The organism is Algivirga pacifica, assembly GCF_039543525.1.
In the GTDB taxonomy this organism is placed as follows: Bacteria; Bacteroidota; Bacteroidia; order Cytophagales; family Flammeovirgaceae; genus Algivirga; species Algivirga pacifica.
On sequence record NZ_BAABJX010000065.1, the window covers coordinates 62,407 to 89,090 of the forward strand.

The window sequence follows — 26,684 nt, forward strand, 5'->3', positions numbered from 1 at the left end:
TAGCGAGGACACTAGGACCAGTACTTAGGCCATTTTTGATACAATGCCCCCCATTCTAATACAAAAATCATGATTCTATCACGAAATGTTGATATGGGATAATTTATAATTAGTAATGCCAATCAATAAGATTTATTGTTCAGGCACAACCGTAACCCATTGCCCTGCCTTAGTCGCATAAATCGTATTGTCATACATGGCTGCAGAAGTCACCGCAGGGAGATAATATTTCCCCTGATAAGAAGCATTCAGTAATACTTCAAACTCGGCTACTTCATTTTTCTTCAAGTCAAAATAGTGCATCACTCGGTCATCACGTATGTCCATGTAGTCTGTTGTACTCAATGCCATGGAACCATCCAAACGGGTGTTGATAATTTCCCAACCCGAAGGGAATATTTGCGTAAGTGCCATATCCTTGTAATGACCATTAACACCTGGATTTTTCACCGATACAATCGCTTTAAAGCTGGTACCTTGCTTTAGTTGTGTAACATCCAGGACATTGCCACTCATATCTTCGTAGGTGACCTCCATGGACAAGTTCTTTTTGCTTGACGATTCTGTTCCTGTTAATGGTGTCCCAGAACGTATCACACGTACAAAGACCGGTGAACCTCCTTCATTACTCAAGGTAATGGAAGTCTTCTTATCAGCCTTTTGAAGACTTGTTTGGTAGAGATACTCTTTTCCGCTAAGCTCCTTTTCTTCTCCATCCACATTCACCAATACATCGGTTTCGCCCTCCATTCCTATTTCAGCGGCATACTTGGCAATTGCTATCATACTATAGGCTGTCGTCTGCGTACTCATCCAATGCGCTTTGTTCGCCATATTGGAAGCAATCTTCATCAACACTTCAAAGGCATGCGTCCTTTTATCCAAAACAGTCAGGGTCTCCAGCAACATGGCTTTATCTCTGGTTTCTGAGCCATAAGTATAACGATAAGCATCCTCAGAGGTAGAAGCAATTAGCTCATTCCCTCCTTCGATCAGTACTTCCGCCTGGTCTTTATAACCAGCAATCGCGTAAGCGAGTGCCAGTCGCCATTTAGCATTAGTACTAAGCGATAGATCTTCCTTCATTCTATTCATAGCCCCTAGTGCAGGCTGCTCTGCCAATGCCAAAGTATACAATCGATAAGCCTGAATTAATGCGTGATCACCGTCCCCATTGGATGCCGTCCAGTTTTCAGCCTTATTGCTTTGGTAGCTGATCCATTGAGAGAGCATTCCTTCAGGAACGGCATACCCTGCTTTCTTGGCTTCTACCAGGAAGTGTCCTGCGTAATTGGTTCCCCAATGATTTGCCTCTTCCTGACCAGGCCAGTAAGACAATCCTCCATTACCAAGTTGGAACGTTTTTAGGCGACTGATTCCCGCATCAACATTGGTTTGAATCTCATTTTTTTGCTCATCGGTTAATTCCATCAACTTATCCAGGTACAGCTGCGCAAAAACGGCAGAAGTCGTTTGCTCCACACAACCGTGAGGGTATCGAATCAGGTATCCCAATCGTTGCTCTATATTCAAGGAAGGAAGGGTACTCACCTCTACATAAGCCTTATTTTCTCCGGCAATACCGATCGGCTGATAAGCATAGCTCCATTTAGCATCACTATCCAATAGCGTATCAGACACCACTGTAATTCCTGGATTACGAGGGATGATATCCAGATTGATATCATAGGTAGCGGTAATGCCACCACTTTTAGCGGTCACTTTCACCGTTCCTTGACCAAGCAGTTCTTTCGCTTCAAGGTCAAAGAAAATCACTTTATCTCCCGCATTATAAAAACGTACCTTTTGTTGTTTTGCGCCTTTGGCAACTAACGCACCACTGGTTTCAATAGAAAGTTGTACCTCCTTAATCTTATCTTCCAGAGCAAATACATTGACCGGTAGTTTCATACTTTCTCCAGGTCCTGCCACCCTTGGCAAGGTTGCGGAGATCATCAGGGGCTGCTTTACAGGAGTAACCAGATCGGAGCTACCAAAAGCATTATTACCTGTTGCTACCACCATGGTCTTTACACTACCGATGTATTGAGGCATCTTGATGGTATGTACCATCTTATCTCCAGCCTCCAACTTGAACGGACCAAGGAACTCCACGACAGGCTTGAAGCGGTTGGTTTCATTTTGATCTTTTGGTGCAATCTCCTCATCGCCACCAATAGCCAGTAAATGCTCCAATTTACCAGAAAAAGCACCCATCACATCATCGTAAACATCCCAGGTTTTGATTCCTAAGGCTTCTCTTGAATAGAAGGAACTCCATGGTTCAGGCGTCTTATAGTTGGTGATGTCCAGCAATCCCTCATCCACAATGGCTAGGGTATACGCCATGGCTTTTCCCGATTTCTCGGATACTTCTACCGTATACGTTTGTTCCGGACGAAGTTCCTTGGGCATATTAATCACTGGCTCTAGTACGGTCTCCTGATCAATCACTTTGATGGACTGTACTCCGTAAAGTCGAATCGGCAGGTCATTGATGGTTTGTTCATGCGGCTGAATCATCGTGATATGCGCATAAATATTAGGCGCCATATCTGGCGTAGCTTCAAAAGAAATCGTTGTATTCCCTTCTTCTGTTTCTACCCAAAATGTTTGAAGCTGTTCACTTCCCGTCTCCAGACTGACCAGTACACGGTTGCCTTGAGTGGATGGTATCGACAGGGTGATTTGCTCCCCTACTTTATACTCTTCTTTTTCAATACCGAAGTCCAGCATACTCGCGCCATCCAATCCTCCTCTTTTTCCTTTTCCAGCCCATCCTGGCCAATCAAGATAGACCACTTGTCCTGCAGAATGCCCCGATACCGGGTCTTCTACTTTCAGGTAGTACCTCCCCCATTCCGGATGATTGACACGAAGGTTCCAGCTCCCTTCTCCGTTTCTAGTATCAATTTTTCCTTTTGCTATTGGGGATTTATAGGAGCGTGAAAGGTAATTACTAATATTGTCGTAAGAATTATCCCACCACCATTTCCAGTTCAGTTTATAAAGTTCTACACTAATGTTGTTTCGGTCAACCGGATTGCCTTCAGCGTCAACCGATACCACTCTAACAGAATGATCCTGGTCTGTAAGCAGAATACCTCTTCTATCTCCTTCCGGTGCTTTAACCCCTACAAAGGAGGTATAAGGATAAAAAGGCACCGAAGTATTCCCAATACTAAACTCACCACCTTCCTCATACACTTTACCATAAAGGTTTACCATTAATGCTCCAGGGGCTTTAGAGACGCCTCCTAAATTGATATTTATTTTAGCCTTTCCTTCGTTGTCTACACGTCCTTCAAACACCTGATTTCTATCGCTGGAGAAAGACTTGGATTCATCGTCAAAACTCACATTAGCATACCCCTTGAATGTCGTTTTCATTGGGCGCAACAGCAGATCATATTCTGCTTTTAGATTGTTTGCCTTGGCACCACTTAACCATCGTACATTTAGGTTTCCAGAGATCGCACGATCTTTGGCGGTAAACGTTTCTTTTGGAAACGACAAATCTATTTTTAGACGATTCGGTTTGATGGTCTCTATTTTGATCGTTTTGGAAAACACCGCCCCTCCTACTTTGGCTTCTGCACGCCAAGAACCTGTAGGTGCATCTTCCAGGGTCTCAAAGTCAAATCGGTACAGGTGATCGACCGATACCTCATTCACCTTTCTATACACGAGTTGGTTACTAGGGTTATATAGTTCCATCACCACAGGGTGGTTTTCTGGCAGTGTTCCCTCCGTATCTTCCAGCATAAAGCCCAAGTGAATAAAATCTCCGGGGCGCCATACTCCTCTCTCACCATAGATAAACCCTTTAAGTCCTTTTTGAACTTGTGTACCTGTGATGTCAAAGTTGCTAAGCGATAAAGCAGAACCATCGTCTACCTTTAAGTAACCCGTTTGATTATCTTTCTTAGCCACGACAACGAATGGTTTACTATCGAGTTCTATGATGGCTTTTCCATTACCATCGGTTGCTTCTCGATTGATAAGCTGCTGCTGATAATCATACACTTCCACCTCTACACCGGAAAGGGGGGATGTATTGAGTAAGTTTGTCACAAAAACAGCCATTTTACCTCCATCTCTTTGCTTGGCGATCATTCCCAAATCAGAGGCAAAGATCATTTTACTTGCACTGCGTCTTCTGCCATAGTAAGAGGCACTACAAGGATTATCCCTTTCCTGCCAGTTATAGTTTGGGTTATAGTAATATTCAACATCATCCCAATAAGAGGTTTCTTCCTCAGCGTCCCAGTTATCTTCTTCTTGTGGCAAGCTTTCAATGGCTTCATTGGCAGCGCAGAAATAAAGAGAATTCGCTTTGTTAAACCCAATTTCTACCTGATACAACGCTCCTTGCTCTGTGGTCAGGATATCTTCCAGATCAAGGGTATATCGATTCCAGGCGTTCAAGTCATTGACATCCGTAGTATTCAGTGGAATGGTTTTGCGGATAACCGGTTTTGCCACTCTACGTAACTGCTTCGATTCTCCCAGCGCATTGGTCTGAAAGTATTGCAGCATATTATTTTCAAAAACACGAATAACGGTAACATCCACCGCCTTTAGGCCTACTGCTTCAAAAGGAAGTACCAATCCTTTGGAGTTAGGCATGATGACCTTGTTGTCCTTGTTCACCAAACGAACGGCCGGTTTAATCTGAGCAAATTGCAGTGCTGCCGTATAGTCTTCTTTTAGTTTATACCCTGCCGTATTTTCAATCCCTTTAAAGATTTTTAATGCTTCCTGGGTTTTAGTTTTATGAGTCGGATATACTTTTAGCTCATTGAGATTAACCACTATTCGTGGTTTCTTGGAGGTGCTATTGAAAGCTACTAATCCATTTAGGTTTTGTCGGTTATTAATCGGGTCAGAAAATAAAACCGATATATAATTCTCATTTCCTCTGACGATACGCGTAGAAGTCACTTCAAACGTATCCAATGTTGGAATATCAATTTCATATTCAGTACTTCTATCCACCCCTATCGCTTCCCCATTAAAGGAAAGCTCCACTTCAGAGTCATCTTTACCTCTTATAATATCATTTACGGTAAAATGAAAAGTATTGGCTTTTCCCCCTACTTTCCAATCAATCGCTCTACCCTCTCCTTCCTGCTCAGCTTCAAGCATCTTCTTGACCTTGTCAAAGGGAGTAATATCCGCCGTTTCAATGATACCTTCTAGCTTGACACGGGTCAGATCTGTTTGATCATATACCTTCAATCCGATTACCTCATAAGAGAAGTTTTGCTCCAGTGTTTCAAACGTAAATTTGAACTGGCTTCTCTCAGGATCAATCTCAGGAAAAATAGATTTAAGGTTAGCCTGAACATGGTATTGATGATTGCTCTGCAGCGGTGAAGAAGGAGTAAATACAAGAGTACGATCATCTTGCCAAGCTGCCTTTCCCTTAATCGTTGGTGAGAAAGTAAAAACATCTTCTACGGCAACCGTTCTGATGCTATCGGAAATATTCTTTGTTAGTTTAATTCGAATATCAGTTCCAATGGAAACTTTTCCAGCGGTAAAGGAACTGATTTGATCAACAAACAAGCTTTTAGGACTGCTAAAAGTATCATTCTGGTTGGATGCGCTGTATTTACAGGCACTCAGCACCCAACAAGAAAGCAGAATGAAAAAAGGGGTATAGAGGCGGTTCATTCGTGAAGGTTTAGTTTTTTTAAGTTCAAAAAGAATAGTTTTAGTTCAGGGGATAAATTAAATATTTTCTTTTAAAAATGATATCATATTCCTCAAATAGTACCCTAAACAACAAAGAAATAGTCTCTGCAAGAGGTCTTTTTCACCGTATTCTAATGATGCCTAACGGAAAGAAACTATATCCATTTTTTCAAACTATGCTTTTTCTTAACCTCCTGTATTTCGTCATACTTTAAATTAGTTTTAAATCGGTATGATCTTTTACCGTTGGTGAACTCTATGAATTGAACTTCATTCAGATAACAATAATCGATGAAGTTCAATAAAATCTTTTCCTTCACCATCGTATCGATATAAAACCCTACTTCATATTTTTTATCCGTATTTGTTGAAATAGAAAGTTTGCTATATGTTTTTTCCAATAAGTATTCTCCTCTTCTAAACAACGGAAACCCATCAGGGTTATCAATTACTAAATTTGAGATTATAGGTAACGATAGGGTATTAACAGGGTGATCATTATGGTGAAGTTTAATCTCCTTAATATCCGAAAGAAGAATTATTTTATCATCAATGTTTATGCTATGGTTATCGTAGTCAAGTGTTCCAATTACTTCATGAATCTGCTTCATTTCATTTGATTCAAAATAGAGGAAAAAGTAAATAATTAATGGAATGAAACTAACTACAAAAAAACAAATCATTAACGCATCGTAATCCTTATTATCTATCAGAAATATGCTCAGAATACTGATTATCAGCATTACTGAAAAAGTAATTAGCCAATATATGCTCGGTTCGTCAAAATCAGCAGACGTAATTATAGTTTTATTTAGTTCAAGGGAATTCGTGTTCATCGTCTAATAATTATAGTTTATTCATTATCACCATTAACTTAGTTCATCAAACCTCACAAAGGGCAAACTTCCTGTTACGCTTATGACCGGTCATCTCTTTTAGTATTCCCTGCTCCATCAAGTCATCCATATCACGAATCGCCGTATCCAGGGAACATTTCATCATTTTGCTCCATTTCTTGGTGGTCAGGTCTCCCAAAAACTCCTCTGAAAGTAGCTTTTTGATCATAGATAACTGTCTTTCATTCATTTTCAGACCTCCATACTTCTTCCAGAAACGCTCCTTGGACAATAGTTTATCGATAGACTCATTAGCATAATCCATTGCCTGATCACAGGACTTTAAAAACCACTCCACCCACTTCGTAATATCCAGGTTACCGACCGAAGCCTTCTCCAGTTGCTCATAATACTCTCTACGATGATTCTTCAAATATGCCGAAATACTGAATAACCGTAATGAACTAGCTTCCTGCTTTGCCAAAACTCGATCAATCAGAATACGACCAATACGCCCGTTACCATCCTGAAAGGGATGAATTACCTCAAACCACAAATGCGTAATAGCCGCCTTAATAAAAGGGTGAATATTGTTTTCACTATTAAACCAAAATAGAAACATATTCATTTCCATATTCACCCGTTCAGGAGGGGGAGCCATAAAGTGTACCTTCTCATGCCCTAATGCGCCACTGGATATCAGCATTCGCTCATTGGTAAATTGTCCTACCAACATCTTCTTGCCAGTATGATCCAAGGCATTAGGAAAAAGTCCTATATGCCACTGAAAAAGTTGTTCCTTCATCAAAGCTGTTTTTGCGTTGATAATCGCATCAGCCAATGCATCCGCATAACCATCCGTATTTCTCTTTCCCTTCACCTTAGAAAAACCCATCGCCTTGACAATAGACTGTCGAGCACTTTCCCGATCATAGATTTGTCCTTCAATCTCCGAAGATGCTAATAATTCCTCTGAAAGAATTTGGGTAATGACCTCATTCGTCAGTTCAATTTGCACATCTTTCAAACGCCCCCTTAATTCCCCTTGCTTCTCTGCCACCTGGACTACCAAATTGGTTAAATAAGACAGGTCGTAGGTAAAGTTAGGCCAGTCCGGATGGTTATAAATAAAGTTCTTCTCTATCAGAATCATCTTATAATCGCATTATTTGAGATTATAAAAATAAGAAGCAAAGTTATAACCTCAAAATATGCGATTATAGTAAACCAATACGGTTCATAATACAGCTAATGAAGGTAATGATTACCTTCTCCTCCTTAACGAGGGTAATTTTGATGGGATTTTACCCTCGTTTACTTTTTGAGTATAATCCGATAGTCAGTAAAAAAGAAAAGGCCTCCACAGGTGGATTTACCATAGTACTAATCACTTCTCATGGCTTCACTATCTATAGATTTAGCCAAAACTTATACACTCCTATCAATCTATGTATAGAAAACTCAAAAATCTATACATAGATCATTACAAAACTCCAGAGAAACTATTGATCCTTCAGCTAAAAGGTAATATGGTGTCTTTTGTCCTACATAGAGCTAACTTGTACCAAAAATATATATTTTGGTACAAGTAATTAAAATAAGGAAAGGGGTATACTTTCCATTAATACTTGCTGCCCTAACAGGGTATTTGAGGGATAGTCTTTCCGTGAGATTTACGCATCAACTTATAGTTTGCGGAGAAAAATACACTTATTCGCCGCAAATTATGCGGTGAATATTTTCCAACCTGAACACAGGCTCCTTATTAAAATATTTCCTCAAAAATTTTAATAAGGCCATACCTATGTAAAAAATATGGCCATTTTTTTTACTTAGCCTTGGCGTTAATAAAATAATCCGAGGATTTATCAAATCCTATGAGACATTTGTGGGACACTTTTCTGCTTCGCGTGGGACACTCGTGGAACCTATTCTTTTTTTCTTCCCAAATTTATTCGAAAACTGTTCTAAAGCACAAAAAGAACTTCAATCAACAGCTTAATTATCAATACTTTAAAAACAAAAGAAAAGGCCCCCATAGGAGACCTTATCTTACCACACACTAACCATGTATAACGGAAAGTAATGAAAATTAGACTTTTACAAGATGTCATGGGACACTTTTGGGACAGTTTTTTGGGGTGGATTTTCGATTAATTTGATCATTTTAGTAACATTCATTCTGTCAATCTCTACCCAACAAATGAGATAACTCTGCCTCCAGTACCTCTTTATCGGGTAAATACAATTGATATTTACTGACAAAAAGTTGATTGTCAATTCCTGCTGTTGCGTATTCTACTAAAATATCACTTTTATCTGCACCCATAACAATTCCTATTGGAGGATTGTCTCCCTCTGTGTTTTCCTCCATTCGAAAATAATTGAGATAAAGGTTCATCTGTCCAATATCCTGGTGACTCACTTTACCCGTTTTCAAATCAATCAGAACAAAACATTTTAAAATCCTGTGATAGAACACCAAGTCTACATAGAAATGCGTATTATCAATCGTAATACGATATTGCTTACCAATAAAGGCAAACCCTTTTCCTAGCTCTAGAAGAAAATGTCCAAGCTTATCCGTTAACGCAGCCTCAATATCTTTTTCAAGTACAACCTCTTTATTAGGTAAATCCAGAAACTCAAAAACGTAAGGATCTTTCAATAAATCTTTAGGCTGAGCAGGTAAATGACCTTTTTTTGAAATCTCAATAACTTCTTGTTTGTTTTTACTTAGGGCAATACGTTCAAACAGTCCTGTATCTCTTTGACGTTTTAATTCCCTTACACTCCAGTTCTCATATTCACATTGCTTGAGATAGAAAGACCTGGCAGTATCATCAGAAATACTCAACAACTCTGCATAATGAGACCAACTCAATTTTCCAGACAGTGTCTGGAAATTTGGATAACACTGATAAAGCTGTCGTATTTTGTACACAGTGCTCTTACTGAAACCTCTACCAAAATGAGTTTTGAGATCTTTTGCTAACTGGCTAATTAGTTCGGTTCCATATTCAGCACGTTGCATTCCGTGTTGCTCAAAATCAATAATGTATTTACCTACTTTCCAATAAGTAGCGACTAATGTTTGATTGACCTGAGAAACTGCTTGTTTTTGCCCTTCTTTGAGAGTATTTGTGATATCCGAGAGTAAATGATGATATTCAACCATTGTATTGCTATTATTAATTCACTCCAAAGATATACGCTATGTTCAGTATAAACAATAAGAATATTTTGAGCATTTTAGCCGCTGAAAAATCATACTTTTAACCCCTTCAATTTTATGTCCCACGCTGATAAATGTGTGATAAATAACTTAAATAACAAGGTATATTGGTACACTTATCCTATATCTACTAGAAGAATTTGAGGATAATACTGACAAAATTGACAGACTAGACGATAAACTCAATAAACTGAAAATCAAAACTTTATAAAAAAAGAAAAGGCCCCCATAGGAGACCTTATCTTACCACATACTAACCATGTATAACGGAAAGTAGTGAAAATTAGACTTTTACAAGATGTCGTGGGACACTTTTGGGACAGTTTTTTGGGGTGGATTTTTTACATTAAAATATAGTTTGCAGAGAAAAATACGCTGATTCACCGCATAATTTGCGGCGAATATCACTTATATTTACCGCAAACACTAATGCTATGCCATACATATACCAACATAAAGACTGGCCCGACTTTCACTGGGACAAAGAGAAAATTATAGACTTATTATCAGCTATTCGTTATCAGCAAGGAAAGATTATTGGACGAATGGAAAGTCTTGGGTTTGATTTGAGAAGTGAAGCATCTCTGGAAATGCTTACAGGGGAGATTGTAAAGTCGCACGAAATTGAAGGAGATATACTCGATCTTGAACAGGTCAGATCTTCTATTGCCAGAAGATTAGGCATGGATATACCAGGGCTACTTCCTAATGATAGACATATTGATGGAATTGTAGAAATGATGATTGATGCTACGACCAACTATGATCAACCACTTACCAAAGAAAGGCTTTTTGGTTGGCATCATGCATTATTCCCTATGGGATATAGTGGACCTTACAAGATTCAAACTGCACAATGGAGAACCGATAAAGATGGTCCCATGCAAGTTGTTTCTGGTGCTATGGGAAAAGAAAAAGTTCATTTTGAAGCTCCCTCGTCAGAATCAATCGAAAAGGAAATGTTACAATTTCTAGATTGGGTAAACGATGATCAAAAAATAGATCCTATTCTTAAAGCAGCTGTTGCGCATCTATGGTTTATCACTATTCATCCTTTTGATGATGGAAACGGCCGTATTACAAGAGCTATCACGGACTTTTTATTGTCCAGAGCCGATCAAAGCAAGCAGCGTTTCTATTCCATGTCAGTACAAATTAGAAACGAAAGAAAACAGTATTACGAGATACTGGAAAAGACTCAAAAAGGTCGCCTGGATATCACCAACTGGATACTATGGTTCCTCACTTGTCTTCAGGAAACACTACATCAAAGTGAAATACTATTATTAAGAGTCATTCGGAAGGCCCATTTTTGGCAAAAACACCAAAATACTGCTTTGAATGAGCGACAAAGGAAAATGATCTTAAGATTACAAGGAGCGTTTTTTGGTAAGCTCAACACAAGTAAATGGGCAAAAATCTGTAAATGCTCACAAGACACGGCCCTAAGGGATATTAATGACCTTATCCAAAAAGGGATCATGGAGAAAGATGAAGGGAAAGGAAAAAATACAAACTATAAACTCGTAGAGTAAATTAACACCCTTTTCTAAGCTGAGCGCAATAGCCTTATTAAAATATTTCCTCAAAAATTTTAATAAGGCCATACCTACGTAAAAAATATGGTCATTCTTTTTACTTAACCTTAGCGTTAATAAAATAATCCGAGGATTTATTGGAGCCTATGGGACATTCGTGGGACACTTTTTTAGGTTTTGTGAGACATTCGTGCGACACATCATAGCATTTTCACTCAAATTTTCACCTTCCAACCAATTACCTTTGAAAAAGGTGCAACTGCAACCACTTAATAGTCAGTCAACTATGTAAAAAAGAAAAGGCCCCCATAGGAGACCTTATCTTACCACATACTAACCATGTATAACGGAAAGTAGTGAAAATTAGACTTTTACAAGATGTAGTGGGACACTTTTGGGACAGTTTTTGGGGGTGGATTTTTTGATTGATGAACAGCAATTAACTTGGCCTATTCTCCACTCAAGTGTAGCAACTCCATGGTATTATCGAAAATAAGCTATCTCACCCTCTCATAAATACGGAGATTAATTCTAAATAGTAATTTAGCGCTCTAACTTAACTAATTCCCCATTTTTTTGTTGCAAGTCCACCAAATACAATGTACGGCACACAAAAGCCAAGAAGAATTATTTAATTCTTCTTATCCCTAAGATTCTTTCTACGTCATATGCTTTTACGTTTACTTCATTAGATTGATTTCCTCCAAGGATATATATCTTATTATTTTCTCTACCAGCAAAAAGGCCTACATGTCCTGGAGCATCAATTATGTCTGGACCAGGCTGCTCTCCTTTACCTCTGGTAAGAATCACAATATCATTTTGTGGTTCAGCGTTTTCTAATGTAATAGGAACACCTACTTTTAACCATGACCTAGCTCTTAAACTCTTGGAACGTGGTAATCTCAACGCCCATGCTATATAATTAATAAACGCGGAGCACCAAGGAACGTGATCTCCTTCAGGCCATTTATTATCTAATTGTAGCATCGTCAAAATAAGTTCATTAGATGCTATACCAGGTACCTCTTTAATACCTACATGTCGAGTTGCTAAATCGTAAAGTGTCATTAAGTTTGGGTTTAGATTGTAATTACTCTGAGGAAAGTCTTCAAGCAATTAATTTCATAGTGTTAAACTCGATCATAACGGCTTGAATCAAACCTCAAATATAGCTTTATTTTTAGAGTAAAAGATTAGGTAGTGTACCAGAATGAATATTTTAAAACAAAGTTTTCAATGAGCGAAAGCTCAGTTAACTGATACAAGTTATTCTAATCAATTTTTATTGCGGCATAAATTACGTTATCCCTATCGGCCTTTCTCCATGAATAATTAATAGTCTCGTTTTGGTGAGGTTTACCACCTAATGATCCCCAATATGCCCTTGGATATTTACCATGAGCAACTGCGCCCTCAACAACTACAACAACATGTCCGTGTTCACGTGGTGGATTATGTTGCTCTGACCTGAGTGCACCGATAACTAGCCAACCTTCTTCAGCTTTTTTCTTTGCCTTCAGTCCATCTTTACCAAGCTTTATCCAAGCAGGTCCTTTGATCTGATCTACAATATTGTCTGCTTGACCTGTCAAGATTATTCCAAATTCTTTAGCTACAGCTTTCACAAATGCATTACAATCACCTTTATTAGTTTCCCAATGCTTTTCACATGCTAAGATAACTTTTTGGCCATTGTTATCTGTAAAACTAATCGTCTCTTTCGTTTTATTTCTAAAGATCGTGGCAATCGTTAACAGTGGCCTATCTACTTTATTCTTCTCTTCACTATGATCATATAGCGTGATACTTAGCACAGGATATCCATTATCATAAACTTCAAATTTCTTGTCATATAGAAATTCCTCTTGATATTTTACAGAATGAGTTTTACTAGCATCAAATTCCATTTGCTCAATTGGAATAACAGGAAGCTTGGCATTTCGTTCAACGTTCAGATCATGAGTATCTATCAACCATTTCGAAGTTACCTTATATGGTAAATTAAGACTGGCAAACAACTTGAATACTGATTCATGAAGGGATTCATTAAGTATCGAATTAAAAAAGGTTATATGCGGCGTAACCCATGTGGAAAATACACTGCGATTAGTGACATACTGAAATCTTTTATTCTTTACGGCTGTATTACGATAAGCTTCGGCTTCAGATCTTATGGATCGGATCTTGGATTTTTTGGGCTCTCCTAAAACATTAAAGTCTTTACTTGTTACCTTAACTTTCAGAACCTTTAAATTCGTTTCTGGTAGTCTTTCTACCGTTGTGAACACTTCAAATAATGGGGAACATTTGTGAGTTATAGTCCAGTTATCCGAATTGCTCTTTGTTAACTCAAAGTATTGATTTCCCTCAGTATTAGATTCATACAGTTCTTCTGGTTTCGGTTTGGTAAGTTCATTATAAAGGTCAATAATGAAATCCTTATTATTACTTATATTTTTCTGTTTAGACGAAAACTTAATAGACCAATAAGCTATAAAACCTTCAAAATCACGCACATCCGTTAATGGTGAAATGTGGTCAGACTCTCTTGTCGAAAGATATATGCGCAACACATCTCCTGGGAAATATTGACTTGCTGTTCCTTCATCATACTCTGTATCATCTATGTGCATAATATATGACCACTGTCCAATCTCACGCTTCCATACAACTTTATTTGTATCTCCAAACTCTTGCTTTGCGTAATGTTTCTTTAAGTGTGGATTTGGTGGGAATTCACGATAAATACGTGGCCATTTATCCTCATCATCATTAGTGTGATTCGTATTAATTTTAGGAAGATCAACTGGTTGAAGCAATTGAATCCATGTTGATTTTTCCACATCTTTTTCTCCTGATATATTATCAATGTCGAATTCGAGATGTGTGATCTTTGGAGTAAAATCGAGTTCAATGAATTTACTACTTCCGATCTGATCAAACATAATCGTCCAACTCGGTACTCCATTTCTACAATCAAGTTTTGAGGAAACCAAATTATAGTCCGGTACTTGCGGTATTCCAACCAATAGACGGTATTCTTCAAGCTCTTTCAAGTAATCACTTTCCAATTCAACAGTTATCATTCCATCATACTCATAGAAGTAATTCGCCTTCTCCAGAAGTATTTTCCTCAGTTCTTCCTGCATTTCGGGTGAAACGTTTGCATTCAGATTATCGATGTTATCAACTCTGCCATGAAGCTCTTCCTCAACCAATATTTTTTTACTCTGTATAAGCTTTTCTATGTGAGATTTGATCTCTTCCCGTCTAAACCCTGATAGACCTTCCGGAGTTAATAACTGGTCAATTTTTGCTAGAATTAATCGTAATCCCTGATCAAGATCAATCTTGCCATCGATAATGTTTCCTTTGTATGTCCCGTTCCACTTTTGCGTACTGTATGGAACCAACCCAAAATAGTTTTTACGACTCAATGGTTGCTTATTTGTAACCTCGAAGGTAAGCATGCTAGTGTCAATGATATATGCAAACTTTTCCGTATTTTCGACCTTAGATTCCCCTGAACTCAACCCGATAGTATATCGTCCCTTACTTTCTTTTCTAAGAATATCATCAAGATTTTTCCAAGTTGTACCTTCTTCTTTTCCCCTTAATGGCACTGTAAATCTTGTAGATTTAATTTCAGACACTCCCCAGACCTTATCTGCATCTGGAACTTGCACAAAGAAATCCTTCTCGGATTCGGATTCTCGACTAATCATGATCGAAGGTGCCAATACAGTACGTAAAGTCATAATTTCAGGGGTTTCAAACTCTAGTCCAAAATCTTCCGGCTCTGTTTTGTTTTTAACTAACTGATCCAATGCGTAATCAACCGCTTTACACATTTCTCTTCTTAGTTTATCTTCTGAAACAGAAAATCCTTCCATTGAAAAACGTATACGTTGATATATATTACCTTTCGAATCTTTCTCATTGATTTGATCCTGTATTAAAAGAAGCTTCTTAAGTGCTTCATCAAAATTAATTTTCTCATACTTACCACCCTTCTCAAACACATTGATATTCAGCTTCCAAATTAATTTCCCATCTTTAACTTTATCTAGCCAATACGACAGTTTGATATATGGCCAGGAGCTTACAGGCTCCAACTTGTCAAAATATCGATGAATCAAAGTTAATGGTTCTCCAAGTGACGTTGCTCTGAACCCAAAAACATCTCGTAACCCCACTTGGACGTTAAACTTTTTACCGACATGTTTATAACGATATGGTTGCGAATCACATTTCACCTCGCTAATTGGCGACACATGCTTGTAAATGAGTAATTCACTTCCAAAAGTCACATTCTTTTCAGGAACTGCGCTTTGCGGGGACTGAGGCATTATTGGTAACACCTCATCACTTGAAAGTAATGGTTCCCCATTTGCTTTGCTAACACTGTACTCTAATGGAAGGTATTGTTCAAACTTATCAGATTCAAACTCGTTATTTTGACGTTCTACATGTAACGCAAAACAATGAGATGGAATTGTAGGCTGGTATTCAAGTACAGGAGTTTTAGAATCTACTTCCATTAACTCAGTAAAAAGGCTATGTGAACCTTTATCTAAAGCCTCAAACAGCGATGAATCACCAAGTGACATTTCATCAACCCTGATATAATTGGAATACGAAATAAATTCCGTATTTGGAGCAGCTTCAAATGAAAAAACAAGTTGGATCTGATCTTTTACGTCTAGTAAAACGGAATTGAATATTTCTGATTCACTAAAATCTGTAAGGAAATAACCACCATTATTCGTAACACTTGCTTCCCAAAGTATCCTAACAAAATCAATAATATTCGAAACACTCGCAGTGTAATTAATCGCATTATTCGTGAATAAATTCACTTGATCCATAATTACAGGAGGGTGTGTTTTAGGAGATAGATTTGTTTTCACAAGGTAAATCTCATTCTGATTCGAACCCGTAATAAGATCAATGTATTCCGTTGGTTTATTTTTTTCTTCCTTCTTGAAGTAACAATGAATATTTTTCACAAACCCTTGAGAAGTATGAACTCTATGAAGAAGATTTACAGCATCCATACTTGTATCTACGAATTCCAGTGATTTAACCTTTTGCACTCCATCTACTGAAACTGTCTGAACTCTTGCAGAAAGCTCAACCTGAACAACTGCTCTATAATCTAATTTAATGTCCTGACCTCTAATCTTCATAACGCTTCGATTTTCATTATCTGAAATCCTCAGATTGATGAACGCTTTATTACGACTTTGATCATTTCGTATCTGGACGGGGAGCTCAAAATATCGTGTACTTTCTACTTTGATAGTACTATTAGATACAGGCAATACAACGGGTACGAGTTCAAAAGGATTAGAAATTTCACTTTTCAATACTGTATCCTTCAATTTATCGAGATTCAAATTAATCTTATCGTGTACCTCTTCCTTAAAACTATCTGCTCCAAACCCGAGAACATCGTCCTTCAGTGAAACGCTACCATGACTATTAGTGAAAATTATATCTATATCTTCTTCAGGACCATCTACAATACCGTTAATTTTGTGCGTTTGCCCTAACAGATCGAAATAAGATTTTGTATCATCTGGATTTCCTAAAACATCCGTCAATCTCAATCCACTATTGTAAAAGTAATTCAACCTTCCAATAATTGCTCCCAATCGCTCGTCACTATTCAGTTTCCAATCGCCATCTTCCTCAAGGAGTTTCTTGAGCTGAATTTTTGGATTTTCAATATCTTCATCTATCTTCTGCTCTATCAGATACTCCATATATGTTTCGAGAGTTACCAATCCGATAAACTTGAAATATTCTGCGATAACTAGATCTTCATTAAGGTCGTACTTGGTTTCTGCTAATTTCGGTCCATTATCCGATCGATCAAGGAATTGTGTGAAGTACTTATCAAATTGCTTATCGAGTGTGGCTAAATCCGATTCTGAATAATTGCCTTTATAAGTAAACTCCTTCTCATTACCTCCCTCAAGATTTAAAATTCCTTCCCAACGTAATGTAAAACTATCACTTTCAGGTATTGATTGATCTTTTCTTCGAACGCTCATGTGACGTGAAACTGGAATTGGAATTGGTCGGAACGGGCATTTTCCACTATCCTCTGTACATTCGTCATTTTCAAGCAATTTCTGGAAAGCTTTGAATTCATTATTATCAAAGTCATACAGCATGTGGTCAGTAAGCAACTTTTCATCTAGATTAGAACCATAACCAGAAAGTAATACCGGACGATACCTTATTTTAAATTCAACATTATCAGCATGTGGTCCCTCTAGGAAGTAAGCTCTCAAATGCTTGTAGTCCATTACCTTTTCCTCCATTTCACCTAGAGCATGTGTAAATACTGCCTCGAAAATGGGGGTAATGATACGATCTTTCAATACATTTTTTGCTGCATACTCAAGTGCTCCTGTTTTTTCGTTATAGCAACAACCGAAGAAATTGATAGCGAATTGATGTATTAAGTAAGACTCGGTTGTACCTCTCTGGCTTTCATCCACTGTAGTAATCGTAGGAATATAAATTACTGGAATATCAGTGATGTTAACAGATACTGGCTGTGTTAAATCAATGGTAAACGGTCGCTCTCCATGCAATGCCAAAAGGTTATTACCTCCTTTGCCAAGAATATAATTAAATCGAACTCTACTATGGTACGAAAGCGTAACTCGAATACAAATTTTCTTTCTAAAAATTTTGAAGCAACTAATCGTAAAACGGACTCTAACACGCACAGACCCTTCTATATACATTGGAACCTCCTGAAGCTTACCATTTATTACATATAGTGTAAGTCCAAATTCCACACGGAGAATCACGTGAACAGAAACTTTTGTAATTCTAAAGTTTATATAGCCGACCAATTCAGCAATAGCACCAACTCGTCCTGCGAGAGCAAAATGATCTGGAAGAAACTGATCTAGCGCCCCCTCATCTGGTTTGAAAGCAAAAGCTCCTTCTAAAATTCCATATACGCTGATGCTGGCTCCAACATAAAATACTCCTTTATCTATATACCCCCCTAATCCAACTCTAAATGCCATTCCGGTTTGAAGAATTAAGCAGTCTTCAACTTCACTTTGATACTTTCCAAATAGACTTAAAGATGCAGTTCTCAACCGTGTAATGTAAAAGCCTACCCATCCAACAAATGGACGCAACTGCATCAGACACGAACGAGACCAATCGCCACTTTTCCTTGGGTAACCAATATCTATTTTAAAGTCCCCATTAGTGAATATATCTACTCCTAAATTTGGAAGTGTCCAAGCAATCCCTCCAGCCTCAATATTTCTGAATTCCGGAGGTAGTTCAAACTCCAATGAATATACTCCTAGCTTATCTGATAGTTTTTTATAAAGAATATCAAAATCTATAATTTTTTTGAGCTCTAAATGTATACCATAAAGGTCTGGATCATTGAAAACAAATTGCATATCAAATATCTTCCGCCATCCAGATGGAATAAAATCATTAGAGCCAAGAAACCAATTTCTTTTAGGTTCATAGAAATCATTTACTGGATTTCCAGTGCTGCAAGGGTCTAGATTCGTACTAAAAACATCCAATGCTTTATTAATCAACGATTCCACTGTACGATCCATAGTCTCGACTTTTGGTCCGACACGTTGTCCTACTCCCAATACAAGGTTTCCTGGAGCCTCCACTGTTCCTTTTTTCGTTGCAGCAATGAACCATGCCAATTTTTTACGCGGTTGTGCATAAATGATCCCATTAAAATCAAAAGCATCTTTGGGAGGTAATTCAGTTGTATATATTTTCATGCGTGCGTTAACCAGGCGCATTAAATAAGATGTCCCTTCTCGAGCTTCAAATGTACAAAGATCGAATCTCTCAATCGACAATTGAAAGGGACCAAAGTCCACATTAACCCCTTTCTTACTAGGCCCATTCAATTTAAAACCAACTTCTAATCCTCCATCTTTAGTCCACCCAACAAGAAGCTCACCTTTCAACATTTTAAAGGCAGCCAAATCGCCCAATGTACCTAAATCAAAGTCAAATACCATCGACCACATAGATGAGCCATGTAATTCCTTACTGTAAACTGATGAGAAATCATAATCCAGTAAACCTGTTTTATCAATTTGGAATACCTGAAATCGATTGAATTTAATTGGAAAACTTCCAAGTAGTCCTTTTCCATTGAACTTAATCTTTGGAAAAAACTGTAATTTCGACTCATCGAATTTAATATCTGGTAACACATCCTTTTTATCGAATTTTAATCCTATGTTTTTCAACAATAGACTTTCGATATGTAAAAGATCTTTCATATTACCAATATTTTTCGAAAACTGAACATTAGCATCGAGGTCGAAACGATAAACATCAGAAGCTCCTTCAACATTTGCGAAGCTTGCTTTGGTCAATACAAGAGTCTCGATAATGTCATTTTTTCCAAATTCCACCTTTATACCAGTATCCAAGTTGAATCGAAATATATTGCGACCGTAGCTGTCTGTTTGTATACTCCCATCCAAACGAAAAAGATTCTTTATTTTTCTTTCTGGATCTACATTTGGCAGGAGCTTACTTGCATTACTCAATTCAACGCCCTCAAAAGTCACATCGTCTTCAAATAAATTATGAACTTTCACAAAAGCATATGAAATGAAATTTCGAAACTCCGAATTTTCAAATCGAATTAAAAGTTTAGACAATGCAAAACGATAGCTAATATCTCCACTACGACGAAAAAATTTATTGACCTCATCAAAGTCTAGCCCTCGGTCATCCCATGTACCGACAACATCATAATCTATCAATCCATAAAATACAGTTGATTCAATGTCAATTTTTCCGTTGTTTACGTAGGTCTTATTGACAGGGATAGCCACATATTCAAATCGAAGTGGGGTCTCCAACTTCAATTTTCCATCATTAATCTTATTATCATCTTGTTTTAGGTGTTGTGAAGATAATAATCCATCGAATTCAGTTGGCAATAGTGAGCTATTTTCTATAGGTATATTTAGAATAAGAACTCCATTCCACCCTCGGTTGTGTCTGATCTCATCTTGTATATAACGATAATCCTCTTTAGTGTTTTCCTCTTTATACTTTTTATCAAACTTGTCAAACTCATTCTGTACAACCTCCTGAATTTTATTCAAGTCAATCAGTTTATTAGAAGCTCCGAAACTGCCGTAATTAGACCATTTAGAGGTATCGTTTATTAAATAATCTAATGTATGACGACTGTACTTAAATATAATAATACGATTATCGTCGACCAGATCTTCATCCTTTACATTTCCAAGATTGAGATCTACTCCAAAACCTTGTACATCGAAGAAAATATCAAAATTGACAATGAAATTATTGGCCTGCTTCAATAATTTCGGAGTAGTCACGAAAAATACATCTTCTCGGGCAATCGAAATACTGAAATCCGTGTCGATGTTCTTGATTGTGAACCGGGTCTTTGTTGCACTCTCTAATCCTTGATTATCATCTGTCTTAATAAAATCCAAACGATTTGCTACTTTCGTGAAGCCTTGAGGAGTAATTACAGTAGAATCATCACTTTTCGGAACAAAACCAAAAAAATTAGAAGTGTCTAAACGCTTTCTTACCAAAAGATTTTCAATTTCCTCTAAGGATTTATTTCTACGAAAAGCAAGAGTTGGTATTAATGGAACAATATACTCTTGATCTCCTACATCACGCAGTCCTAACCTCCCTATTTGAATAGGAGCATATTCAGATTCGACTTTACCTTCGTTTTCAAGCGAATTTTCTTTTGTTGATAAATTTCGAAAATAGGGCGCATGCTCTGCATCAAGGTAGTGCTTTACAGCATTACTAAGCACCAGCACAGATGTCAATGAACCTTCGTGATCTTTTCCTAAATCGGTATCATTTTCATCGAACAATACCTTTGTATAGTCTCGAAATTCAAGTATACAAGCATCTACTCGCTCCGTTCCAGAATTCCCTAATAGCATATACTTTCCGTTAGCCGTAGAGATCTTCAATTGCTCTCCTTCTAATGGGGAAAAGAAAAAATCCCTTCTCGATTTACTTTTCTTAGTATTTATGAACGTCAAACGACTCATCAATGCATGAGGCTCGTCCATTGTATACTGTATACCCATTTCATCTACAAAATCGGTTCTTGTTCCTGTAGGACAATTCATAAGGAGGTACGATGAAAACTGTGCAGGAAGTGAATTCTCCACACTCTGGATAGGGTAAACACTCATTTTACAACAGGTACCATCCCAAAGTGATTGATTGTCCAAATAAGTATAACTACATATCTTTTTTCTATTACCCTTGGATTCAATAAGAGCCGTTTTTGGTTGAAATATTAATGCATTATTTGTGTGTTCCAACTGCTCACTCTCATTACTTTTGAGCGAAAACCCAAAGCAGATAGAGCCTCTTCCATAATTCTTTTTATGTGATTCAGAAAACAACTTATCATGAGTAAGTGGGATAAAACATTGGTCAAATTCGTTCCGCATCTCTACTAAATCAGTTACAACAATATTTCCCTCATTAGCTAAAAACTCTAATGCTTCTTTATCTGCATTGTAACCAATTGTTAGTTCCCTAGCCAAACTTCCATCTACAAGAAGCGTGTGGGTGTGATTTCCTATTCCAACCCCAAAATCAATTACTTTATTGCCTTTAAATGTAATACCAACTAAATCAAGCCTCGAAATACCAAGGTTATCTACCCATATAATTTCGTTATTATCTCTATGCCGGTTACGAAGATCTGTTACAATATCCTCAGTGATCGTTACAGATTTATTTTGATAGAAGACTAGAGTAAAATAATTATTATCACCCGTAGTAAAAGCCGTTGAAAAATCAAATTTGTTTGATTTTGTGATATCCGAGTAAACTAAAATGCCACCATCACTCACTAAATAAATATTTGGGAAATCGGGGGATTGGTCAAGTTTCATATCTAGAATGTGATTTTATCTTCTGGGAGTAATAAAAGGTTTTTAGTATTTTTCAGACATATTCTTTTATAACGACCATACCAGAGTCGAAATATCTTCACTTTGGATCGATTTGTTTTTGTATTAATTAATTGCTTAAAAGAAGTATTTAAAGGAATCTGTCTTTCTGTGTCATTCACATACACTGTGATCAGTGGTACAACTAAATTTCTTGCTCCAAAAGACGAACAGTAGTTTTCACCTATGAGTGTCTCCATCTTTCCATCCCAAAACTCCTGTTTAGCTGAAACATAGTGAAACATGTTCGAAGTACAACAGAAAGGATTACTGAGGTTCTTCAATCCCATACATTCCAATTTAGGACTTGAAGCGTCAGCGCTAACTACATTTTGCTTAAAATTCTTTTGATGTAAAAAAATATACGGTGCACTCCACGTTCCTTTGGTTAATTGAATATCTCCGGTTGAAGATTGTAAAACATCATTGCTAGAAATTGTATTATTAGAAATTCTGGTATTTGAATATTGGATCTTCAGAAATGGTATTGGCTCATAATACCCATATTCATTACGATACAAGGGAATAGTTGTCGTTCCTATAAGCGAAAAGTGGTGTAACTCATTTTCTTCTTCCCTTATTTCTACGTTGTCTATTTTAAGTGTCATCCTCGGGTTCAGTAAAACCGTAGAGCCCTCGTTGTTAATTTTACATACATACCGTGTAAGTAATTCTGAACTGGGCGTCGGGATACTACCCATCACGTGTTCGACAATATCCTGAGCCAATCCTTTTGGCCAGATTGTACTGTTTACCACACCATATTGTGAAAACTCCGATAATAGTGTTCTCGCAATGTAAAAGAAACGGTCATTCACATTAGAAAGACCTATTGAATCATCTAATACGAGTGTATTAATTAGATTTTTATTTTTATATATTTCGAATTCAGCTTTCAGTAGGTTAATTTTATCAGATTCAATTTCTCCACTTCTATTTAAAAGATCTTCAATTTCTTTCTTATAACTATCAAAAGCGAGTTGGTTTGCCTGTTGATCGTGCTTAGAACCAAATAATAGTTTCTGAAAATCTATTTGCAGAAGAAAACCTGCTTTGTAATATTTAACTTTGCAGTATTCGTTTATCACCTTCGGCTCAAGGTAACTCAAATCAAATTCTGTTTCATCTGTCTCACTAAGCAATAACTCGGGGGATATTAATCCTAATTTGCTAATTTTAAATCTTTTTTTTCGAGCACTCTTAAGATTTATTAACTCCTTAGAATCTTCCTGTAGCTCATTTACTACACTGCTACTCTCCAACCATTTAATTTCTTCTTTAAAACCAATATCTTCTATTGAGTAAGCCATTGTAAAGTATGCGCATTGCTCAACTTTTCGCTTCGAAGTGAAGTAATTAGAATTGATCCCCGTGACATAAAAGTAGTGATAACGGTACATCTTCTTCACTTTATTCTTTTTAATCTTTAGTTTTGTTCCCGGTGCGAAAAGGTATTCTCCAAACTTGTCCAATTTTTTTATCTTAAATTTTTGAGCGTTCAATACAGGACAAATAAATAATACAAAAACTAAGGACAATAGGGTCTTGCTTTTCATAAATGAAAATATCTAATTAAATTACTGAGCTTTACACTCATTGAATATTTTGATTCAAGAAGTTCATCCTGATTCGTTTTGTTATATTAAAGTCTGAAAAAACAAAACATATTTCAGACCCTTTGAATAATCTCAAATATGACCACAACAATGATAGTATCAATTAGGTCGTGTATCAGTCGTAAGGCTGATGTTCTAAATTGTAGTGCCAGACGAAGAACCTAAAAGCATCCCAATGCCTCTCAATTGAAAAATTGAACTACAATATCCAAATAAATAAGAATCCTAAAATAGGAATATTGTCGCATTTAGTACTTTACTAAATGCTATCATCATATTACTTAAAACCACAATAAATATGTATAACTATTAATTTCAACCTCTATATCAATAACATCATCACATAAACCTTACATCTAGAGTCCCAAATCCCCCTTCAACTCCCCCTTCTTCACCGCATCAATCACTCCTCTGCTCTCCAGCGCATCCAGAAACACTCCAAAGTAAGCCTTTGGTACCACTTCCATTTGTTTCAGAGTAGAGAAGTCTGCCCCAGTAGCATCAGCTGTAGAGGTCTCTCCAAACCCTTCCAAGGCAAACACTTTGTAGCTCGTTTCTTGGTGTAGTTGAGGGAATAAAGGTTGATGAGATTCTACCGTATTCCAAAACGGATAATGATTAGCAGTGGTTACTCGATATTCAGGACCATTAGCACTACAATTAGAAGACTTAATCACCCAGTCCGTGACGTCCTTGATTTGTTGAGGTGTTTTGCCTTTCAAGACCAATGCGGTAGAATATTGATCAGGCTGTACATCGATATGCACATTATCAAAGATCAGGTGAAAATCGTTATAGTTCATACCCAGATCCTTGTAGTTCGGATTGCCAAGTATTTTGATACCGAAACCACCGTTGAACTCTTGGTTGATGGTACAGTTCACCATTTGAATAATGTAAGGGGACTGTACGGTATAGTATCCTTCGAATTGGAATTCTACGGCTGACACAGAATGCAGGTTGGCCGACCAAGATTCATGAATGGCAATCTGCTCTGGCGTATTATCAATCAGAATTTGATCTCTAGCAGTATCCCGCAAGTAACCGGAGGCATTAAGGTCACTGAGGTCTGCATACCAGTCTTCTTCTTCATAGCCGAACTTAATCCTTACCGCTTCCAAAGAGGCTGGATTGGTAAATACGCAATTCTCAAAGTAGAAGGTGTTCCTCACAAACTCTCGGAAAGCAGACTTAAAGCCGGTTGTGAAATGTACATTTCGGAAGACCAGGGTATGATCATGCCATAAGGACGGAATCACACCTATATAATCCTCTACATTTTCCACAGTAAACTTATTAATAAACCCACTGGCGGTATGTTCATGATTCCCAATGCCACCTCCTAATACTTTGGCTCCATGAATATGGACATGCATTTTGTGCATGATATGGATGGCCCCAATGTTATCCTCATTCATGGCAGAATAGATCTCGCCGTTGCCGTGAACGTGGAAGGTTTCTCCATGCTCATCATCTGGCAGGTAAGTTGAGTTGTTATACATTAGGAAAAAGCTCTGTACATTTTCCCTGGCATCCAGAATTGCCCCTTCGCATAGATACACATCCATACGAGGACGTAAGAGTAATACCATGGAATAAACGGACTGACCTTTTCGAGAAAACTTGTATTCTCCCGGCAAAAAGACAAAGAGGAAACGTTCCTGTTTGTTGGATCGTAAGGTTCCGTACCAATACTGACTCCAGAAGTCATAGCCAAATGTAGCGTAAGTAGCATTTTCGGGTACCAAGTCATTGTTCATTCCATTGACGACGTAGATGAGTTTGGTATAACGTACATTGTTGACAATAATGGACCCGTTCACATTATTGAGAACCTGATTCTTTATGGCATTGAACTCTTCTGCAGCATATGCCTGTCCTGATTGTTTATTAGGTATCTCTACGACTTTCATTCCTCAATAATTTTCTGGTTAAATACATCATACTGGACCTCTTCCCCTGAGGCGTAACGATTTTTCTCCATGATGGCAATGCCTCCCTTCTTGATATGGATGACTGCCTGAGCATCGTATTCACTCATAATCCCTCCGCGGGCTGTACCTGCTGTCGTACTTTGGAAAATGACCAAAAAGAAGGTGTTCGGATAGGCCTTCCTTAATTTGTCAAAGTCCTCCTGCCGAATGCCTGGAATCTTGTTAAAACTATCAATGGCCACCACATCAAACTGGGCAGCGGCTTGGCTTATTGTTTCAATACTTGTGGCTTTTCCGGCTATAAATACCTTGGACTGATAATGAGGTACGATGTATTCGTTTCGCATTTGGGTTATCACATGGGAATTCTCCGCAATCTCTAGTGAAAATAATCCTATCTTATTTACTCCATGCACACTGCCAAAAGCATTGATCAGCTGGAAAAGAAAGCGTGTTTTCCCGGCTCCCCGATCTCCACGTAACACCAAGGCATACTCGTTGCGCTCCACGGCACGAATAAACTGACCAATAGCTCCCGGTAGCTTGATCAAAGTATCCTCGTTTTGTTGGATGGCATTAATTGGATGGAAAAGTGTCCCCAATGCGGTCACTTTCGGTGAACCTCCGGATGGTTTTCGGACCGTTTTCCGTCCCTTCGTCGGACCGTTTTGCAAGGCTTTAGGATATTTCTCTTCTACAATTGCCTGAATGATTTCCAATTCAGTTTCGTCCTTTACCTTCTTAGCCTTCGTCCATCGAGCTTGTAGCCTCTTTGGAAGCTCCCTTATATTGATCTGCTTTATACTCATC

10 protein-coding genes are annotated in these 26,684 nt (G+C 37.7%); 1 reads left to right on the forward strand and 9 read right to left on the reverse strand.

Features of this window, described 5'->3' with window-relative positions:
- Positions 1–132: 132 nt before the first annotated feature.
- The 4 genes from ABD985_RS20190 to ABD985_RS20205 all read right to left on the reverse strand — a co-directional run bounded on the left by ABD985_RS20190 (position 133) and on the right by ABD985_RS20205 (position 9,714).
- Complete coding sequence (locus ABD985_RS20190; RefSeq protein ID WP_345374976.1) at positions 133–5,679, reverse strand: MG2 domain-containing protein; 5,547 nt, start codon at positions 5,677–5,679, stop codon at positions 133–135.
- 176 nt (positions 5,680–5,855) lie between these two features.
- Complete coding sequence (locus tag ABD985_RS20195; RefSeq protein ID WP_345374978.1) at positions 5,856–6,536, reverse strand: hypothetical protein; 681 nt, start codon at positions 6,534–6,536, stop codon at positions 5,856–5,858.
- Positions 6,537–6,582: 46 nt separating this feature from the next.
- Positions 6,583–7,689: a Fic family protein gene (locus ABD985_RS20200; protein WP_345374980.1), complete on the reverse strand. Its 1,107-nt coding sequence runs from the start codon at positions 7,687–7,689 to the stop codon at positions 6,583–6,585.
- Between the two features lie 1,032 nt (positions 7,690–8,721).
- A complete protein-coding gene (locus ABD985_RS20205; RefSeq protein ID WP_345374982.1) occupies positions 8,722–9,714 on the reverse strand; it encodes a PDDEXK nuclease domain-containing protein in 993 nt (330 codons plus the stop codon).
- A 491-nt stretch (positions 9,715–10,205) separates the two neighbouring features.
- Between ABD985_RS20205 and ABD985_RS20210 the strand changes: the two genes are divergently transcribed.
- Positions 10,206–11,306, forward strand: a complete 1,101-nt coding sequence (locus tag ABD985_RS20210; RefSeq protein ID WP_345374984.1) for a Fic family protein — start codon at positions 10,206–10,208, stop codon at positions 11,304–11,306.
- Between the two features lie 630 nt (positions 11,307–11,936).
- Here ABD985_RS20210 and ABD985_RS20215 read toward each other — a convergent pair.
- The 5 genes from ABD985_RS20215 to ABD985_RS20235 form a co-directional block, all read right to left on the reverse strand.
- The gene (locus ABD985_RS20215; protein ID WP_345374987.1) at positions 11,937–12,380 is read right to left on the reverse strand and encodes a TIGR02594 family protein; all 444 of its coding nucleotides are present in this window, start codon (positions 12,378–12,380) and stop codon (positions 11,937–11,939) included.
- A 203-nt stretch (positions 12,381–12,583) separates the two neighbouring features.
- Positions 12,584–22,267 carry a hypothetical protein gene (locus tag ABD985_RS20220; protein WP_345374989.1) on the reverse strand — a complete coding sequence of 3,228 codons (9,684 nt, stop codon included), beginning with the start codon at positions 22,265–22,267 and terminating at the stop codon, positions 12,584–12,586.
- Between the two features lie 2 nt (positions 22,268–22,269).
- A complete protein-coding gene (locus ABD985_RS20225) occupies positions 22,270–23,880 on the reverse strand; it encodes a hypothetical protein (protein ID WP_345374991.1) in 1,611 nt (536 codons plus the stop codon).
- A gap of 416 nt (positions 23,881–24,296) precedes the next feature.
- Positions 24,297–25,853 carry a hypothetical protein gene (locus ABD985_RS20230; RefSeq protein ID WP_345374992.1) on the reverse strand — a complete coding sequence of 519 codons (1,557 nt, stop codon included), beginning with the start codon at positions 25,851–25,853 and terminating at the stop codon, positions 24,297–24,299.
- Complete coding sequence (locus ABD985_RS20235) at positions 25,850–26,683, reverse strand: hypothetical protein (protein ID WP_345374993.1); 834 nt, start codon at positions 26,681–26,683, stop codon at positions 25,850–25,852. Before ABD985_RS20235 ends, ABD985_RS20230 begins: the two co-directional genes overlap by 4 nt.
- Between the last annotated feature and the right edge of the window lies 1 nt (position 26,684).

What these genes read in the sequence shown, in the direction of transcription:
- ABD985_RS20190 (WP_345374976.1), bottom strand. Translation starts at nt 5,679, where the DNA reads ATGAACCGCCTCTATACCCCTTTTTTCATTCTGCTTTCTTGTTGGGTG.
- ABD985_RS20195 (WP_345374978.1), bottom strand. Translation starts at nt 6,536, where the DNA reads ATGAACACGAATTCCCTTGAACTAAATAAAACTATAATTACGTCTGCT.
- ABD985_RS20200 (WP_345374980.1), bottom strand. Translation starts at nt 7,689, where the DNA reads ATGATTCTGATAGAGAAGAACTTTATTTATAACCATCCGGACTGGCCT.
- ABD985_RS20205 (WP_345374982.1), bottom strand. Translation starts at nt 9,714, where the DNA reads ATGGTTGAATATCATCATTTACTCTCGGATATCACAAATACTCTCAAA.
- ABD985_RS20210 (WP_345374984.1), top strand. Translation starts at nt 10,206, where the DNA reads ATGCCATACATATACCAACATAAAGACTGGCCCGACTTTCACTGGGAC.
- ABD985_RS20215 (WP_345374987.1), bottom strand. Translation starts at nt 12,380, where the DNA reads ATGACACTTTACGATTTAGCAACTCGACATGTAGGTATTAAAGAGGTA.
- ABD985_RS20220 (WP_345374989.1), bottom strand. Translation starts at nt 22,267, where the DNA reads ATGAAACTTGACCAATCCCCCGATTTCCCAAATATTTATTTAGTGAGT.
- ABD985_RS20225 (WP_345374991.1), bottom strand. Translation starts at nt 23,880, where the DNA reads ATGAAAAGCAAGACCCTATTGTCCTTAGTTTTTGTATTATTTATTTGT.
- ABD985_RS20230 (WP_345374992.1), bottom strand. Translation starts at nt 25,853, where the DNA reads ATGAAAGTCGTAGAGATACCTAATAAACAATCAGGACAGGCATATGCT.
- ABD985_RS20235 (WP_345374993.1), bottom strand. Translation starts at nt 26,683, where the DNA reads ATGAGTATAAAGCAGATCAATATAAGGGAGCTTCCAAAGAGGCTACAA.